Origin of the sequence: Neobacillus sp. GCM10023253 (assembly GCF_042653105.1) — a bacterium.
Taxonomy (GTDB): Bacteria; Bacillota; Bacilli; order Bacillales; family Cytobacillaceae; genus Neobacillus; species Neobacillus citreus.
Window position 1 is genome coordinate 322,632 of the sequence record NZ_JBHSHV010000006.1, and the last position, 18,190, is coordinate 340,821.

Here is an 18,190-nt window from a genome sequence, read left to right on the forward strand (position 1 = left end):
CGCTTAGTGTCTCATAGTAAATGATCAATAAATTCTATGCTTTACTCTATTTACTTCTAGCCAAAAATCTGAGAATTACTCTCTTTTCCTTTAAATTAGAAATTTATCAGTAAACCTGTTCAGTTAAATAACTTCCAACTGATTCCGTTCCTCAATGTTTTTATAAAACGCAACTCCTGCAAATGCTTCATACTCTTCCGCCATCTTTTTGAATTCTTTCTTAATAGTTGAAAGCGACCCTTTAGGGACAATCTTCAAGTCCCTGTATCCCACATTACTATAACGGTAAGCAAGCAACCTTGCTCCTAACTTCCAAACCTCTAGTCTTAGGGTTCCTGATCCGTTTAAAAACATAATTTGCATTCCGGTTACGAATTCCTTATTGTCTATCTCATCAAACTGTACCTCAGCCTCTACATCTATCAGATGGGTTCCGAAGGAGGTTGATAGCAAAGCCCTGTTTAGGTACAGATTCAAAGCCCCTTCTACTATTTCCCTATCTGTACGTTGTTTAGAAATATAGAAAGCAGGCATTGACTGTGGTTCTCCTGACTCATCGTAGGTTATTTTTTTCGACTTTTCCCAGTTAACAAATAGGCCGGACCGTTCAAGATCGACCGCTCTTGCCGCAATATAATCTACATTCGGCAGCCGTTCCATCGATAAAATCATCCCATTATCAACTAACAGTGATTCCAGCTGTGTAAAGGTTTCTTCCTCTTTGCCGCTTTCTGTTGCCAGTTTTACACCATCTTCTAAACTCCAAGACCGCGGCAATAAGGACGGTTTGGCAATTTCATGTATGGATGAAAGAGATACAATCAGGTCAAACGTTTTTGCGGAAAAATGATTTGCTGCTTCGACAAAATCCAACTGTCGAAACTCAATATTTTGCAGCTCCAACTGTGTCGCTAACTCTTTCGCGCAGTCCAGTGCTTTATCATTTACATCGATCGCAACAACTTCTGAATCCGGAAATAATGTTGCATAAAAACAGGATGCAAACCCATTGTCACAGCCAATATCAAGTATACGCTTTGGATTCAATTCCTGAAACGTCATCATCCATTCAAAAAACTTTTGATACTGATCCGCAGAATAACTGGATACATCTAAACTCAATCTAAGATATTCATTTTTTCTACGATAAATATTTGCGTAAATATTGCCCCCTTCATCCATTCGATTTTCCATCATTTTTAGGATGCGATCAACCGTTCTTTTAGGATGATTCTCGTATAAACAAGAGTCAAAATCTTCCAGATTCTTATGAGTCGGCATGTTCACTTTTTCAAAATAAGCTTGGATTTTCGCTTCCATTTCTAATCCTCCTGGTGCTATTAATCATTTTTTGAGTGAATAAATGGGTGCAGATAAGTTCTCATTGGTACTTCTAATATTTCTGTATCATTAATGAACTCAATGGAGGTACCGATCGTATGAATAATCAGTCCCCCAGCCCACTAAAGTTTTAACTCACCGAGGGACTGACCCTTGAATTCTAAAAAAGTCAGTTGTCCACTTTATTTTTATAACTGACTTTTTTCAAAAATTTATTCCTTCTTATACTGCTTTATATATTCAATCATTGGCTGTTCAAATATTTCAACATCTTCTTCAACTTCAATCTCTGTGGTGGAACCGAATCCACCAGGACCAATAAAATGTTTCCCATGAATATAATAAATAGCTGATTGTATGGTAAGAGTGCCGTTCTTATATTTCAATAAATATCCAAGAGAACAAGTTTCATTTAGATACAGATTTTTTACAGGCACTACATCCTCCGGAATTTCACTATCTCCCTCTTCCTTTTCTACTTCATAATCGTCACTATCGATAAGATAATAGGTCTCACCATTTATACATTGAATCTCTCTTTCCAAACCGGGTTCAGAGAAATTTACATACAAATAATTTTGTTCATTTACGAGATTTTCTAAGTAATATTCAAATTCATAAACGTCAATATCATCAGACCAACAGTCATCCAAATTTTCAATTACTTGAACGGTGGGAGTCATGATTCCTTCACCGTTTTTCTCTGCTTCCTCAAGAAACGCCTGTAAATTAAATTTTTGTAAGTCTAATTCCAGTTTCATTAAAACCCATCCTTTTGACTAATAATTTGTTAGTATATCCCTTTATTAACAAAGCTGTAAAAGTTTTATTTTCAATTTAAAGTATAACATTGCCAAAAAAATTAGGCCTACCAAAAATGGTAAACCTATTTTTACTTTCCTACTTTAGTTACTCGATTTTTGTTAGCCTCAATTATAATATCGTACCCACACCTACTGCTTTAACAACACTGTTTCAGTAACAATCCCTTCATCTTCAGCTTCCAAAATCAAATCTTCTATGAGGTGCTCAATGGTTTGGTTAAAAACATCTAAGTCCGTTGCAGGTGTTAGAGGGATTAGACTGATACTCCTCCCCTCTTTCGCTTCCACATCTGTGTCGCCCCATTTTTCCGGGAAGAGGACGAGAACCTGATGAACGGGCCGGAATTTTTCCCAACGTCTTTTTTTATTAAAAATATAGGGTGAGCGAATATTATCGGCATAGCTAGTTAATTGCCGCATCACTTCGCTTCCTAAAATGGCGTTTTTGCTCCTGTATTTTGATTCCAATAATATCGTCCCGATAAAGATATTTTGGATGTAAACATCAATCCGAATGTCGGGGTTATTATTTTCTGCCGTTGTGTAAATGGGCCTATCCAGCTGATTTGTATCGGCTTGGTTCGATGGGATAATCGCATCGTATATGACAGATAACCTCAAATCATCCTTTTGCAGCTCGACGGTTGTCCCTTTAGGAATGGTAGGAATCACAAAATAGTCGGCTCCCGCTAAATCTTTATGGTCAAAAAGCCAACCAGAAGAGTATGTAAAACCATAACGGCTTGACTCTAATGTTTGCAGCACTTTAAGATAACTCCAAATTTCATATAGATGGTCCGTTCTTTTCCAATGATACCTCCAGTCTGGATGCAGAGTGATGTCCGTTTCTTCCGAAAACAAAATCCTGTCCATTTGCCAGATAAACCGATAACGCACATCCACATACATCATGGTTGGGATCATTTGCACCCTTCCGCCGGAAAGTTCCTGATACCATCTGCTTGTCTTTAAAATGGTGAAGGCGCCTTTCATTTGTGCGGCTCGGTTCCGATAACCTCTTAATTCTTCCACATATTGAAGTCTCTTTTCATATGGAATATAGGAGGAAAACGCTTTTGTGTTCCCCCTCGTTAAACGTTCAAGATTACGGTCTACTGCTTCAATGAAATTCCTTAGCAACCGCAGCCATTTTTCAATAATGGTTTTAAGGATACGGTTTTCTGGCAGATTATAGTTCACCCTTTTCTTTGGTGATTTCACGTAATTGGTTGATTCAGGATGCCTTAATCTATATCTAATGGATATATCATCTACCTGAGCCGGGCGGTCAACAGGCTGAAGAGTATATTCCTTAATAAGAGAGAATCTTACCCTTTGGGATAAATCCGCCAGAATGGCTGATATTTCCGCAAAATGATGGTCCAATACTTTGAATTGTTGAAGCAATGTGGGATCAAGTATATCATCATCCAAATGATAAAAGGCCTTCTGTTTGCGGACGACGTCATGTGCAAGCCCTTTTAGGAAGCCTTCCACTTCTAAGCGCATGACATTGAGCTGCTCATCTGTTAAACGGTTCGTAATCACCTTGACAAGTGAAAGATAGGTTTTATTCGAAAAGACTACCTTGATACAATAAATACCTGGGATATAAGGATAATAACCGGGACTCTTATATAAAGTAACCCTTTGGCCAGCCTCGATGTAAGGTTCCCCAGTGATTTCATCTCTGGGCAGGGCTTCCCCAGTTAGGACCTCTAATCCATCCATATACAATCTCGCATCATCATGTTCACACTGAAACATCAATTCTAATTCAACAAATTCCCGTATTTCCAGGTAGCCATGTACCTTTTCATCCCAGTCTTCAAGGTTTTCAACAAAGCAGGATAAGGTTTTTTCTTCTTGTGAACCATTTCCATAAACATGAATAAATGAAACCGTAAAATCATCCGTCCTACATGGTGTAACCATTAAACCTCAGCTCTTTCGCTTTTTGTTTGATTACCTCTCTGCTCATTCTGAAATCGGAGACCATTGGGTATTCGTTAAAGATATCCATGAACTTGCCAGTGACAGCTTCTCCAGAATCCCTTTCATATTTTCCAATTAAATCATTCAATTGATCCTCTGATCCCCTGACCTTGGTTAAAACACGCTGGACAAACTGAAAATCAAATGCTATTTCACGATTCACATATTCCTGTGACGGAAGATTCTCAAGGAACACGTCGATTTGTTTGACGATCCGCGGCCCTACTCCCACTTGTCTATTTGCTTCCTGCATCACATTATGAACGTCCCAAAGGAGTGCTAACTCCTGCTCTGAAAGCGAAACCGTTCGATTTTCACGGATAAATGATTTATACGTTTCAAAATCTAGCTCCTCACTGCGTGCTGTTACTCCTTTTTTCTTTTCAGGCATTTCTTTCATGTTTTCAAAAGGCATCACCGTTAACGTGATCACATTGGCTCTATCGAGTACCTTATCTGAGAAATGATAAGTTGATTCATCCATATTCACTGTCCCTACGAAAAACACGTTATCTCTGATCACGATTGTCGGCGGATATTGGGCGGAATTATAGAGCCGGCTTTCTAAGTCATCGTTATAAAGCCTTAACACTCTTTTCCCCGGGTCCATCTCGAGAATCGATAAAAATTGCGAGAAGTAATGTTCCACTCGTGCCAAGTTCATCTCATCGAAGCAAATAACAAATATTTTATTTGGTTCGTCCTCTGCTTTTCGTAATGCGTTAATAAGTCCTGAATCTCCTGGCCGGTAAACCATGTGCATGGTATCTGCGTAACCGATCAGGTCGGAATCGGATGTCCATGAGGGGCTGACAGGAATAACGGTAAATTGTTCCCCCTTAAGTCCAAGTGAGTGACTGTAAACTTCCACCAGTTTCGTTTTCCCCGTTCCGCTCATACCGGAAAGGATCACTAATGATGAAGATTTCATCGATGTATGAAAGTTAATGAGATCCTCTCTCTGATACACCAAGCCCGCATCCTGTGTATTGGTATATAGCAACTTTAAAAAATCTAATTCTTTTTGATCAGTCATTGGGACAGTAACGGTAGCGTTACCTCCTTCAGACATATCCGATTCCAAATCTGGTTTCTGTGTTTGGGCTACTTTCGGTTCCTCTTTAGCCGTTAATACATTAGGTGTTGTATGTACTGCTGATGGAGCAGGTGATTTTATTTCCAATTCGCTTTCTGTAACGGGTGGAATAGGCGTTACGTTTTCAATAGCATTGGTAATTTCTTGATACGTTTCAATCGGTATAAAAACGAGATTCCCGATCGCATCGCTGAAATAACACTCCTCCAACCATTTATCCTGAAAGGAGATCATTTTAAGATCGTCACTCACATCGAAACTGAAACCACCATGCGCGTACTGGTGCCTTAAAAATTCTCCAAAGATAGAAAATTGTTCTTCTTCCTCTTCGTCCAACTCCCGCCAAACCACAAAGGATGGTGTATCATCACTCTCATGGGAGATGTTATCGATCCTTCCAACAAATTTTTTATTAGAGAGGCGGAGTACAAATTCATCTATATTTTTCATACCATGGACTTCTTTACTAAATATCGGTGCAGGGATTAACCGTAATCCTTCATGGAAGCTTGGCAGCTTTGGCATGACACGGACATCCAACGCATTATATACCTCTTCATGGTTATATCTGATCCGCCTCTCTACTTTAAAAACAAATAAACGATCCCTTAACCATTCACGCAGTCTATTTTTTCTGATTTCTTCGGTTTCCAGAAAATCGTCTTCAAACCCCCATCTTTCAAGATCTGAGTAAAAACAAGTTACCGTTTTCACGTTAGGAAAGCTTTCTGCCGGTTGCGAAATAATCCGGACTGTAAATTGAAGACTATTGTTTTTATTGATAAATATGGTATCTCTATAAGGTAAGTCAAACTGATCTGGCTCATCTAAAACTCCAACTAAATCACTGTCCCAGATTTTTGTACTCATGTTTATCTCCCCTTTTTGATGTAACTTTTCATCGATGGAAAATCCATAAATTCAACAATTTTTTGGTTATGTATTTTTTTTATTTTCTTTTTCATCTGCGGCGGGACTAGGTAACACATAATCCAAACTTCATCAAAATCTTGAAAGACGTTCTTCTCTAATGCCTCATTTATGTCTTTTGGTCCGAATACATGAAAAATAGGGTCCTCAGATTCTTCCGTTAATTTATTTCTAGGGTCGCCTACTAAGGCAATATGAGATGGATTTTTCCCACCTTGATCTTTTGCTTGCTCCTCATCCATCTTTGTATTAGAGCTAAGTAATAACGCATTTAAATGAGATATCTCTGCTTTTAATGTCTGTATTGTTTCTTTTAAACGCCCTGTTTCTGCCTCGGCTAATGCAAGTTTTTCATTTGCACCCGATACATTCGATTTTTCCCTGCCCAAATCTTGTTGGAGCTGTGCTCTTTCCTTCGCCCATTGCTGTTTCTCTTCTTTATACTTGTTTTTTAATTCCGTATACTGTTTCTCCCATTTATCGATGGTTTTTTGAAGCTTTTCATTTTTCTCCTCTGACTTTCTCTTTTTCTTTTCCCACTCCAATTCCTCGTCGGGTTCTAAGGTAAGCTGGACCTGCTCACTAGATGCCTTTTTATTGGTCATAGTTAGCTCAGAAATTGATTTTGCTTCATGCTCTTCGAGTAAACTATCCTCTAATTTCCTTGCTTTCAGATGGTGTAGCTTTTCTTCACTAGAATAAAGGACACCCAAAATAATATGGAGGTCTACAGAACACTCCTCGTAGAGCTGTTTAAGACTTTCTACCGATTCCTCTCGAAGGTTAATATCTTTGCCATCAGGATTTTCTTTATGATGGAATGTATCATAAAAATGTTTGATCATGTTTAGGTTTTTCGGTTTTAAAGCTTCTAAAATGGCCATAGACCTGACTGTTTGAATGTTATCTTTAGTTATTTGCCGGAAACCCTTTACTTGGATCTTCCAAATATCAATTAAATCAACTAATTCTCCATCCGGGATGGAACCCAAAACCTTTTTCCAAGCCTCCCTGCCCACTTTTTCCCCTCCCATTCCAATTTTTTATAAATTAGGCTGTTATCACTGAATGTTGGTTTCACTGTGTTTGAAAAATAACCGGAAAAATTCCGCTTAAATTGGGAAATACCCATATTTCCTTAAAAATAAAGGAAGTTTTTCCGTTTATATGATCAAAATCTTTGGATTTTGTCTTATTTAGTGCAGTTAATCGAATATTTACGCTTATATCTGCGTCTTAAGCTTCCTCTACGTACATTAGCCGGAAATTCTTCGCTTATGAATTCTCATACCAAACTGAAAATCAACAATGAATAATAAGAGAGCCATAAATTTTACAAACAAACAGTCTTATTTGATTTCGCTGAACACAAAAACGAAATGATATATGTGATGTCCATTATGCTTCCATTTTTTTAATACTGTTATTTTTGACTATATCTTGATTAATATGACTAGATAATCCATTCCATCACGTAAGTTATCCCAAATATTTTTCCCAAAACTCGGTGCATTTTCTGCTGCATTCATTGCATTTTCCCAAGCTTTTTGTATATAGTTTCCCTTTACAGTCTCTTCTGGATTGCCCTTTTGGCCATTATAATAATCATCACTCATCTTACTGATTGGTCTTATTCTTACAGATATTGCAGTAATAGCAAATGTAACCAGCAATGTTACCCAAAAATAAAAATTCCACATCCCCATAAGCCCCAGTGTCTTAGCAACCACAATCATAAACGATACAGTGACAGTAGAAAATCCTGTAGCAATAATTGCAGCCTCTTTTATGGTGTAATTTCCTTTTTTGAATTCTCGATTCGTAATTAATAATCCTACTGCAAAACTGGCAACGAATGATGCCAATGCGTCGACGGCGGAACGACCTGGAGTTTTCCAAATTGGTCTCATAATTTTTTGACATATTACTCCCATAAAATCGAGAAGACCATACCCTACTAATAAAGCCAAAAATACCCCGCCTAAAGGAACCATTATCCCAACTGGAACAACTAGCAAGTCAAAGAGAAAAGGGCCAATATTTGGATTCATCAGCCAGCTTGGACCTACTTTTAAGTAGATGATTAATCCAACGACAAATCCTAAAACTTTAAGAATTGAGAATACAATATTAAAAGTGTTTATGTTCCATGTTTTTGTTACAAATGGATAGATTGCTCCCCCTAAAATGACAAGCAACGCGTAGATAGGTGTAACGGAAGGGAAAGTAGTATTTAGCCATGTAACAATATGATCAAGCGGGATAGAGGACGTGCCATTTAACGTAATTGGAATAAAAAATACAAAAATACCAATTGAACTAAAAAATAAGAACTTCAAAACATTTGAAAAACTGTACACTTTTTGTCTCTGAATTTCAGAACTTGTTTCTACATTAGTAGATTGTGGATTCGGCATAATAGTATAATCTCCTCCATTAAGCATAAATAGTGTTTAAAAATAAATCGAAACCTATATGCTACTTGACAAAAGGTGAACATAGAGAGAAAAGACTAGGAAATGTCCGATTTAATCCGAGTGCCAAAATTAGCCTCATCATTCATTTGCAACCTTTCAAGAGTATTCTATGACTAACTTGTTATTTAATCTTCAAATAGCTTCCTTTGTGTCATTAAACATTTCGTCCCTCAAGGCCAGCCAACTCTTCTTTTGTAGCAGCTGGTGCCTTCATTTCAAATATATTGTTGATAACTGTATAATCATAATATCCAAGGCGGGCAATGGGTTTTATTTTCAATATATCAAGTTTCCCACTAGGAAGAATGATGTCATCAGCGATATGCACATGAGCTACTCGTCCGATAACAATATCAACTGTTGAAACCTCATTACCAGTTGGTATTCTAATTGTCTGAATATACTCACATTCGAATTGAACCGGTGACTCAGCAACACGTGATACAGGAGCCTCAATGCAGCTTTTCTTCGTTACACCCGCAGCCACAAATTCATCAACGTCTGCCGTAGACGCCTTTGCGGAAATATTTACTGCTTCGCGCAAATCCCAAGTAGCCATGTTCCATACAAACCAACCAGTTTCCTCAGCGTTTCGAACCGTATCCTTTCTTCCTCCTAATACTGATTGATTTGCTGCAAACATTACCATAGGTGGATCCCAGGTAAGATTTTGATATTGGCTGTAAGGCGCAAGGTTATCTACTCCATCTTTAGACCTGGTTGAAAGCCATCCGATAGGGCGTGGTATCGTACTACTTTTAAAGGGGTCATATGGTAAGCCATGATGCTGACCTTTCTTTGGTGAATAATGCAAGTGAATTCCTCCCAAATGTTTTTTTCTCAGCAACTGAGTTTGTTAATTATTGCAACGACACTCAAGGAAAAGCATTTTTCCATAATTAGGTACTGCTTGTGAATTTCTGTTAGTGCTGCTGATGAGGTAATCACCCCCTAAATCGTTATTAAATTTAATTATTTTATTAGTTTTTATGGTAATGAAAAAAGAAAGGAATATCCATAGAGAATATTCCGAATTTTAGTGATATTTATTGTTTTCTTAAAATGTTTCGTATCCCTTTTTCGTAAAAACTGGATTATTTTAAGACATCTGCACAATTTTCCGTTTTCCATGTCCTCGGAGAGGCCCCGGTAACCGTTTTAAAAACACGGCTAAAATAATTGGGATCCACATAACCGACAGATTCCGCCACTTCAGAAACAGTCATGGCCGTTGATTTTAAATATGCTTTTGCCTTTTCAATCCTTTTTGCTTGAAGATATTCCGTAAAAGTACAGCCCATTTGTTGTTTAAATAAAGAACTGAAATATTGACCGCTTCTGCCTGCCCATCCAGATACCTCTTCTAATGAAAGGGGTTTATGGTAGTTTTGTTCGATGTATTGAATTGCTTTAGCCATTATTTGGGAGCTGTATAGGGATTCCTCTTTTTCAACTTGGTCAAATAGTAAAGAGCAAAGACGAATCATCTTTTGGATAATATCGAATAAAACCTCGCCGTATAAAATTTCCTGAAAGATTTCCTGATATTCCTGGTCATTCCTTAACAAATATGGTTTTTCTCTCATAAATCTGCGGATAGGGGCAACAGCGTTCGTCAATTTGGTCCGGACTAAATCGGAATGTGGATAGCTGCCATTTTCATCGGGAAAACCGCCAAAAAGCTTATAAAACCATGTTTTGATCCCATCCCTGTTTTTTTCTATTAAGTAATTTAGTAATTCATCATTCTCCGTTGGCGTCAAAAAAGGATCATATTGTTCATTCAAATTTTTTGTCATGGGGGGGAACACCTGGTTTCCGCCAAAATAAAAGCGGCGCAGCAAGGCTTGTCTTGCTTCAAAATAGGATTTATAAAGAAGTTTTGGAGTATCATATTGATTTCCAATTCCGGCCGAAATGGAAAGATTATTTCTTTGTTTCATCCGTTCACAAAATACCTTCAAAATCTGCCACAGGGAATGGATGGGATGGTTCCCTTTTGGAAGATATTCCTCACTAACCAGAAGGATGATCTGTTCATCGACTGACAATACAAAGGGCCGATACTCCTGCAGTTCATCATGAATCAAATGAATCAATGTAATTGGTTCAAATTCCTTTTTATTTTGTTGGTCCAAAGCCAATACTGCCACTATGCTGGGCACTTGATCGTATCCCCAATTTTGAACCTGTTCGTTCATAAATGCTTCATTGATGACTCTTCCAAATAGAAGATCATAAGCCCAACCGTGATATAAAGAGGTTTCTCCTTCCTTTTTCGGAATATTTCTATGGTTTCGGATCATTTGTTTCAATGCCTTCAGCCATTCTTCCGCAACATATGGTTTCACAAATAATGCTTCTGCTTTCATTTTTACCGCTTGTTCAGCTGCTTGAAACGTTTTATGGCTTGTGTGCATGACCGTTTGAATCCTCAAATTCCTGACCATTCGGAATAAATGTTCCCGCTGATTTGGCTGAAACATCTCGAGTTCCATTACAAATATATCTGGTTTCCATTCCATCAGCAATGCCATGCATTCCTCTTCATTGCTGGCTTCTTTTAATTCATCAATTGGCACTTGATTGGTTAAAAGCAGCCACTTCAATCCTTTTCTTTCAAGCTCATCCCGTTCCGCTATTAATATTTTCATATATAAACCACCTGTTATTACTTATTTCACCTTATTCTTTATTCAATTATTTTTAAATTAAAACCTGCCAAAAATTTCTCATCTCTTTCATCCATTTTTTTGTTGAAAAACGCCTCGTAACATCAATTTTTGGATATGTTCGCTTAATTTACTATAATTATATCAGAATGTTATGATAACTCTACGCCAAGAACATACGTTTTATTAACTTTCTCTTCCCTCAATACTTCAATAATGCTGAAAAAGGTGTACCATTTTTGGCACACCTTCAGGAACAGAGTTCATACTTAAGTTTATTTAGTTAAGAAAATTATTAACATCATTAACTGTAAAAATTCTTTTACATCCTTCTTTAAACGCTGGGGCACCACCGTTTGCGGGATGCCTAATAGGAATATTTTCAATTTCATGTTGATTTAGGGTATTTGTAGAATGGTTTCCGATAGCTATTACTTTAATATTTTGGGGACATAGATTTAAAAGTCTTTTTAAATAATAAACCCCTAATTTTAGCTCATTAGGTTCTGGGGTACGATTACTTAATAATCCTACTGCCGGATCATAAGGATGGAAGGGAAAGATATTCCATAAAATAATTTCAAAGGGATCAACATTATTCTCTAGGATAGTTTTCCAAACAATTGTTGCAGTCGGTTCACTTGCACCCCTTTTTTTCCAAGTAATCTTAAATCCTGGGTACTTTGAATTAGGATTGCTAGTCCTTCTTCCAACTCTACCATGAAAAACATGATGATAATCTACTTCTGAATGGTTTCCTGTGATCATTATTTCTGAAGTCATTGGGATTCCTGAAAAGTGTCCACCTTGAAAACCTAATGCTTCAGCAACAAAAATATAGCGAGCGTTTGATATCCTTGGTTCTAAAAAGCGTTGAAGATTATTTATCCTTAACTTAGGTGCATCAGGTCCAATGTCTAATTGTGTGGAATAATCTTTCCATGGATTAAATACTCCTTGATCTGAATAATATGACATTAGTTCCTCAATAAATTTCAACATCACAATATCTCCTTTTGGTTCTTACAACCTGTATTCCTCCCTAATTCCCATCATTACTATATTACTAGTTTTTCTGCATAAATTTCCAAATCCCTTCATTACTCTTTATAAAGACAAATAGCAAAAAAGGGATTGTCAATCTAACAGTCCCCTTACACATGAGTAAACATACTAAAGAGCACACGAAAGACATTTATCATCAATAAATAATTAAGAGGCGCTGTAAAGCCGTTAAATCCCCTGCCGGTACTTGATAAATATGGCTATCTAATAAAAGCGAAATAAGGTGATATTATGTACCCCATTTTAAAAATTCAAGATGCTGCCAGTTTCGATGAATTTATCTCATTCTGGGAATCACTCTAGTCATACAGTCCTAAGAATGAGGATGGTAACAATTTATATTTTTGGAACATCCATAAACAAAGTTTTTCGACTGATGACATATGGGATTTATTTATTTATTTATTTGGAAGAATGGAATGACTTTAAGCGGGAAGAAAAGTGAAATTGTAAAGGAAATTTGTGAACGGGTTGAGTTCATAAATGAATTAAAAAAATCGAACACACAAAGAATGAGTACAAACTGTATAGTGAAAAAAAGCGAAGGCGGATTGGTTTAATCGCCTTCGCTTTTAATTGAATAGCTAATATAATTGCTTCTGATTAATAATATTACAGAGCCATATCTCATCAGAAGAGGTTACTAAGGGGCATACAGATGTACTGCAGTATTATGTCTTTCAAATTACCAGCAAGTTTAATTACTTTCAGCCTCTCAATTGGTGACTACGAAATTCCTTTATTAGGATTAAATGGTGGCCACCTTTTTTACTTTATTTTGCAAAACTCCAATTTTTTCTATCTCAATTCGAACAACGTCGCCATCTTTCAAAAATGCTTGAGGATTTCTTGCTACTCCAACGCCTCCAGGAGTACCTGTTAAAATCACATCTCCTGGATCTAGGGTCATCAATTCAGACAAGTACTCTATTAGACTTTGAACAGTAAAAATAAGATTGGAAGTGTTGGACCTTTGTCTTTCTTCACCATTTACTGATAAGGAAATTTCTAATCTAGAAGGATCTTTAATTTCGTCCGATGTTACAATCCAGGGACCCATTGGAGCTGTCCCGTCTATCGATTTTCCTTGAAAGAATTGAGTTGTACGGCGTTGAATATCGCGGTATGTAACATCATTACAGATGGTATAACCTGCTACGTAATCTAGCGCAGTTTCTTGAGGAACATTTCTGGCCCGTTTTCCGATGACAAATGCCAATTCCGCTTCATAATCAAGTTGTTCAGAAATTGGATAAAAAGGAATATCCTCTTCAGGTCCTATCACCGTATTTGCAAATTTAGCAAATAAAACTGGGTATGTTGGTAAATCACGGCCCATTTCAACTATGTGATCGCGATAATTATGACCAACACCTATTATTTTCCCAGGGTTTAGGATTGGGGCACAAATTTTTATATCCGATTTATTTAGGGTTAACGGGATATCATGTGGATTATTTTTAAGAGCAAATTGAACCGCCTCTTTTGCAGCATCCATACTCTCCTTCCCACCTTGAAGGAATTCAACCATATTATCGGGGAGACATACCTCTGCTAATTGGTTGCTAAAAAGCTTCCCTTCATTTTCTATTTTGGCTTTATAAGCGGTTTGAAGATCAATGACAACTTCCCCATCTATTGCCCCAATACTTTTCCGGCCATTATTAGCAAATGATACTAGTTTCATTTTTTCCTACTCCCCAAAAGTTGTATTATTATTGTTTAATAATATGGTGCGAGATTCTTAGTGCTTGTTTTAGGACTTTTCCCCCTGCATTCCGAGGCAACTGTTCCAGAAACTCGATATATTTAGGAATTTTAAATTTTGCAAGTTTTGCACTGCAAAATTCTTTTATCTCACCCTCAGTTGCTGATTCGCCTGGCTTCAATACAATGGCAGCCATTACCTGTTCCCCGTATTTCTCATCTTCTACACCAAATACGGTTGCTTCTAGTACTTTGGGGAATGAATACAACACATTTTCCACTTCAATACTGTAAATTTTTTCTCCCCCGCGATTGATCATGTCCTTTTTCCGATCAAGAATATAGACGTAACCTTCGTCATCCATTTTTGCTAAATCCCCGGTCCTTAGCCATCCATCGACAATGGCCTCAGTTGTTGCCTTCTGGTTTTCCCAATATCCCATCATCACTTTTGGTCCTCTTACTGCAAGTTCACCGATTTGATTTGGTCCTTTTGGATTTCCATTTTCATCAATGATTTTACAGTCTACTAATGGTACCGGCAGACCAATCGATTCTGGTTTTCTTAAGGCGTCCTCATCAGGAAGCAAAGTATCTAATCCATGACCTTCTGTTAGTCCATACCCATTGTGAATTTTCGCTTGCGGGATTTTTTCTCTAAGTAACTTGATTAATGATACAGGGGCTGGTGCACCTCCATAAAGTAAGGCCCGAACTTGCTTAAAATCATCTGGGGCAAATTCAGGAGAAGTTAGAATAAACCAATACATGGTTGGTACCCCGACCAATACAGTTGGTTTATGTTGTTTTATCAAATCAATCGCTTTAGCTGTTTTAAAAGTTTTCATTATGAATACCGGAATTCCCCGATAAATAGAACCTAAAAATTGCAGCATACCAGTAATGTGGAAAATCGGGACGGCTAATAATGTGCTATCATCTTCTTGGAGTTGAAAGGTGCATGCAAAATTCATCCCTGTACTAATTAAACCACGATGTGTCAAAATGGCACCTTTTGGGGTTCCGGTTGTACCCGATGTGTATAAAATCGAACAGGCCTGGGTTTCGGCCACAGAAAGATTTACCAGTTCAGCATCGTATTGTTTGAGAAGAGTATCGAAACTTAATACCCCCGGGCTACTAGGAGCCTCACCTAAAACAAAAATAGATTGGATGGATGGTATGTGATCCTTAATTTCGTTCATTTGCGGCCAGAATTCATCATCCATTATTAAAAGCTTTGACTTCGAATTATCCACTTCATGGATAATTTCGTAGCCCGTTAATCTAGTGTTTAATGGAACTGAAATTGCACCGATTTGTGCAATGGCAAAAAAGCAAATAGGGAACCCAAGTCCATTACTCAGTAATAATGCAACTCTATCACCAGCTTTAATTCCATAGCGATTTGCCAAATTAAACGCAACTCGATTGACTCTATCTCCCAGTTCACCATATGTGAGACGACTTTCCTCATATACTAAAGCCAATCGGTTGGGGAACTTTTTAACCGTTTTCCAAAACATTTCGGCAACACTAGTTGATCGATTTTTAAAAACTGGAATTTGATTTTTATCTCTAACAACTTGAAATTCTTCTGCTAAATTTTTGTTCCAATATGAAACTTTATTTTCCACCCCCAGCAAAAAATAAAAGGATTTTAAGCTTTTAATCCCATATACTTCGTGCTTAACTCATCAACGGAAACTGAATTAGCTTCTCCAGTCCAAATAAATTGGCCTTTTTGCATGACACTCATTTGATCAGCAATTCTTAAAGCATATCCAATCTCTTGATCACAAAGTAAAATTCCCATATCATGATCAGCTTGATCTAATAATCTCCTAATGCTTTCGTAAACTTCCATTCGTAATTTAGGAGATAAGCCCATCCCCGGTTCGTCCAATAGCAATAATGAGGGTCTGCTCATCATGGCTCTAGCTATGGCCAGCATTTGTTGTTCCCCCCCGCTGAGCATTCCTGCTTGCTTATTCATTCTCGTTTCAAGAATTGGAAATAGGTTTAATAAATATTCTAACTCATTCGTTTTTTTCTTAATGCCAAGAACCCCGATACTTAGGTTTTCTTTAACGGTTAAATCCCCAAAAATAGCCCTTCCTTGAGGAACATGTGCGATTCCGGATTTAAATCTGTTTGTCTTTGCAGTAAATGCTACGTTGTTGAATTTTAGTGATCCTGTATATTGTGAAGTCCCATAGATTCCTCTTAATAAGGAAGTCTTTCCAGCGCCATTTGCTCCAACGATGGCAAACACTTTACCTTTAGGAATCTGAAAGGACACATTATTTACAGCTTGAAGTTTTCCATAAAAAACAGATAGTTCGCTAACTTCCAGTAAATGATCAACTTTTTCTATGGTTTGAGTTTTATACATTGCTTTCACCTATCCATGCTTGGATTACTTCCTTTTTTTGAAAAACCTCTTCAGGACAACCGGTACACAAAAGCTCCCCACTTTGTAAAACAACTACATTCTGACAAAGAGTGGATACAAAATTCACATCATGCTCAACAACTAATAAACTAAAATTTAATTCCTGTTGTTTCATGAGAATCATTTCTATCATTCTACTTTTCTCAAAATCGTTTAATCCAGCTGCCGGTTCATCCAAAATTAACACACTTGGCCGTTGTATTAGTGCACATAAAAATTCGACAATTTTCTGTTGTCCATAAGACAAATCACTAATCATGTCGTTTAAATCTATTGTTTCATTTTCAAGTAGTTTTTGTGCTTCTTTTTTTATGTTCTTTTCTAATGTGAATAGGTTTTTCAAATTGGTTTCAAATGACTGATGAGCCGCAATATAAAAGTTATCCAAAACCGTTAATTCGTTAAATAATCCCAGATTCTGAAATGTCCTGATAATTTTGTATTTAGGTAAATCCTGTGGATTTTCTTTATTCAATAACTTATTTGCAAAGGTAATTTCTCCTTTATACCGTTTCTCAAACTGAGTAATGCAATTAATGACAGAAGTTTTCCCTGCCCCATTTGGTCCGACTAATCCTATTCGCTCTCCCTCAGATAATGAAAATGAGATATCATTTAAGATTGAGACTCCACCAATATTTAAGTGGATTTTGTTAACTTGCAACTGGTTTGCTTTCATTTACTGGTACCCTCCTCCTTTTCATTACTATTGAAATAAGCCCAATAAGACCTGAAGGAAACAGTAATAACGTTACACCCATACCAATCCCTAATCCAAGTTGCTGCCATTGAGCAAGTCCAAATACATTAAATAATGCTGGAACTAGCACTAAGAAAGCCGCCCCTAAAAGAGAACCTGCAATGCTTCCTCTGCCACCTACAATTGCCATGATTAGAAAATTCACACTAACCATTACTTGAAATAGTTCAGGTGTGATATATCCAACCACTACACCATACAGGCTGCCAGATATGGAAGTTAAAATGGCACTAAGTACAAACGCAAGAACTTTATATTTTACAACATTAATCCCCCGTGCTACTGCTCCATGTTCAGACAATCTAGTTGCGTGAAAAGCCCGCCCTATAAAGGAATTTGCAATTAAAGTGGAAACAAAACCAATGATAGATGCGATAACGATAATAATTGCAACCTCAACACTGCTGGCATTTTCTTGCTCCACTAAAGGTAATACGGACAATCCTCCTGTACCCCCTGTAATCTCCATACCTTTTGTAACTTGAAGTAATAATAGGGGTAAGGCTAGGGTGCCAACTGCTAAATAAATATCTTTGACCCTGATGGTTAAAAAACCAACTATAAAGGCAATGATTCCAGATAGGGCGGCACCAGCAATAATGGATAAAACACTATTAACTTCCAAACTTTGCAATATTCCAAAGACATAGGCTCCAATACCGAAAAAGGCGGCATTTCCTAATGATATCTGCTCCGTATATCCTGTTAGAAAATTCATTCCAATCGAGGCCAGAGAATAGACAGCCATTAACCCCAGTAAATAACAGAAATAAGGAGGGAGAAAAAATGAAGCAAGGATTCCCAAAACCAGTAAACTACCCCATGTAATTACTTGCATCTTAATTGACATAAAAATTAAGTTCCTCCT

At 37.3% G+C, this 18,190-nt stretch carries 13 protein-coding genes and 1 pseudogene; all 14 read right to left on the minus strand.

Annotated features, from left to right (window positions below):
• Window positions 1-123 precede the first annotated feature (123 nt).
• The 14 genes and pseudogenes from ACFPA1_RS08905 to ACFPA1_RS08970 all read right to left on the minus strand — a co-directional run bounded on the left by ACFPA1_RS08905 (window position 124) and on the right by ACFPA1_RS08970 (window position 18,172).
• Complete coding sequence (locus ACFPA1_RS08905; RefSeq protein WP_378582126.1) at window positions 124-1,320, minus strand: methyltransferase domain-containing protein; 1,197 nt, start codon at window positions 1,318-1,320, stop codon at window positions 124-126.
• Window positions 1,321-1,553: 233 nt separating this feature from the next.
• On the minus strand, window positions 1,554-2,102 hold the full coding sequence (locus ACFPA1_RS08910; RefSeq protein ID WP_378582128.1) for a hypothetical protein: 549 nt from the start codon (window positions 2,100-2,102) through the stop codon (window positions 1,554-1,556).
• A 192-nt stretch (window positions 2,103-2,294) separates the two neighbouring features.
• Window positions 2,295-4,100 carry a DUF2357 domain-containing protein gene (locus ACFPA1_RS08915; protein WP_378582130.1) on the minus strand — a complete coding sequence of 602 codons (1,806 nt, stop codon included), beginning with the start codon at window positions 4,098-4,100 and terminating at the stop codon, window positions 2,295-2,297.
• Entirely contained in the window at window positions 4,084-6,126 is a 2,043-nt protein-coding gene (locus ACFPA1_RS08920) for an McrB family protein (RefSeq protein WP_378582132.1), read from the minus strand. Before ACFPA1_RS08920 ends, ACFPA1_RS08915 begins: the two co-directional genes overlap by 17 nt.
• Before the next feature lie 2 nt (window positions 6,127-6,128).
• Window positions 6,129-7,205, minus strand: coding sequence for a hypothetical protein (locus ACFPA1_RS08925; protein ID WP_378582133.1), 1,077 nt, complete (start codon window positions 7,203-7,205; stop codon window positions 6,129-6,131).
• 447 nt (window positions 7,206-7,652) lie between these two features.
• Window positions 7,653-8,603: pseudogene (locus ACFPA1_RS08930) on the minus strand (YjiH family protein); the annotation flags it as partial.
• A gap of 214 nt (window positions 8,604-8,817) precedes the next feature.
• Window positions 8,818-9,477, minus strand: coding sequence for a flavin reductase family protein (locus tag ACFPA1_RS08935; protein WP_378582135.1), 660 nt, complete (start codon window positions 9,475-9,477; stop codon window positions 8,818-8,820).
• Between the two features lie 280 nt (window positions 9,478-9,757).
• On the minus strand, window positions 9,758-11,317 hold the full coding sequence (locus tag ACFPA1_RS08940) for a helix-turn-helix domain-containing protein (RefSeq protein WP_378582137.1): 1,560 nt from the start codon (window positions 11,315-11,317) through the stop codon (window positions 9,758-9,760).
• A 297-nt stretch (window positions 11,318-11,614) separates the two neighbouring features.
• On the minus strand, window positions 11,615-12,337 hold the full coding sequence (locus ACFPA1_RS08945) for a uracil-DNA glycosylase (RefSeq protein ID WP_378582138.1): 723 nt from the start codon (window positions 12,335-12,337) through the stop codon (window positions 11,615-11,617).
• 811 nt (window positions 12,338-13,148) lie between these two features.
• Complete coding sequence (locus ACFPA1_RS08950) at window positions 13,149-14,087, minus strand: fumarylacetoacetate hydrolase family protein (protein ID WP_378582140.1); 939 nt, start codon at window positions 14,085-14,087, stop codon at window positions 13,149-13,151.
• 28 nt (window positions 14,088-14,115) lie between these two features.
• Window positions 14,116-15,744: a class I adenylate-forming enzyme family protein gene (locus tag ACFPA1_RS08955; RefSeq protein WP_378582141.1), complete on the minus strand. Its 1,629-nt coding sequence runs from the start codon at window positions 15,742-15,744 to the stop codon at window positions 14,116-14,118.
• Between the two features lie 23 nt (window positions 15,745-15,767).
• Window positions 15,768-16,502 (minus strand): ABC transporter ATP-binding protein, encoded by a 735-nt coding sequence (locus tag ACFPA1_RS08960; protein ID WP_378582143.1) that lies wholly within the window; start codon window positions 16,500-16,502, stop codon window positions 15,768-15,770.
• Window positions 16,495-17,241 carry an ABC transporter ATP-binding protein gene (locus ACFPA1_RS08965; protein WP_378582145.1) on the minus strand — a complete coding sequence of 249 codons (747 nt, stop codon included), beginning with the start codon at window positions 17,239-17,241 and terminating at the stop codon, window positions 16,495-16,497. The genes ACFPA1_RS08960 and ACFPA1_RS08965 overlap by 8 nt, the downstream gene beginning before the upstream one ends.
• On the minus strand, window positions 17,216-18,172 hold the full coding sequence (locus tag ACFPA1_RS08970) for a branched-chain amino acid ABC transporter permease (RefSeq protein ID WP_378582147.1): 957 nt from the start codon (window positions 18,170-18,172) through the stop codon (window positions 17,216-17,218). Before ACFPA1_RS08970 ends, ACFPA1_RS08965 begins: the two co-directional genes overlap by 26 nt.
• Window positions 18,173-18,190: the final 18 nt, after the last annotated feature.

Excerpts from the sequence above, each read along its gene's own strand:
- ACFPA1_RS08905 (WP_378582126.1), bottom strand. The coding sequence starts at position 1,320 with ATGGAAGCGAAAATCCAAGCTTATTTTGAAAAAGTGAACATGCCGACT.
- ACFPA1_RS08910 (WP_378582128.1), bottom strand. The coding sequence starts at position 2,102 with ATGAAACTGGAATTAGACTTACAAAAATTTAATTTACAGGCGTTTCTT.
- ACFPA1_RS08915 (WP_378582130.1), bottom strand. The coding sequence starts at position 4,100 with ATGGTTACACCATGTAGGACGGATGATTTTACGGTTTCATTTATTCAT.
- ACFPA1_RS08920 (WP_378582132.1), bottom strand. The coding sequence starts at position 6,126 with ATGAGTACAAAAATCTGGGACAGTGATTTAGTTGGAGTTTTAGATGAG.
- ACFPA1_RS08940 (WP_378582137.1), bottom strand. The coding sequence starts at position 11,317 with ATGAAAATATTAATAGCGGAACGGGATGAGCTTGAAAGAAAAGGATTG.
- ACFPA1_RS08945 (WP_378582138.1), bottom strand. The coding sequence starts at position 12,337 with ATGTTGAAATTTATTGAGGAACTAATGTCATATTATTCAGATCAAGGA.
- ACFPA1_RS08950 (WP_378582140.1), bottom strand. The coding sequence starts at position 14,087 with ATGAAACTAGTATCATTTGCTAATAATGGCCGGAAAAGTATTGGGGCA.
- ACFPA1_RS08960 (WP_378582143.1), bottom strand. The coding sequence starts at position 16,502 with ATGTATAAAACTCAAACCATAGAAAAAGTTGATCATTTACTGGAAGTT.
- ACFPA1_RS08965 (WP_378582145.1), bottom strand. The coding sequence starts at position 17,241 with ATGAAAGCAAACCAGTTGCAAGTTAACAAAATCCACTTAAATATTGGT.
- ACFPA1_RS08970 (WP_378582147.1), bottom strand. The coding sequence starts at position 18,172 with ATGTCAATTAAGATGCAAGTAATTACATGGGGTAGTTTACTGGTTTTG.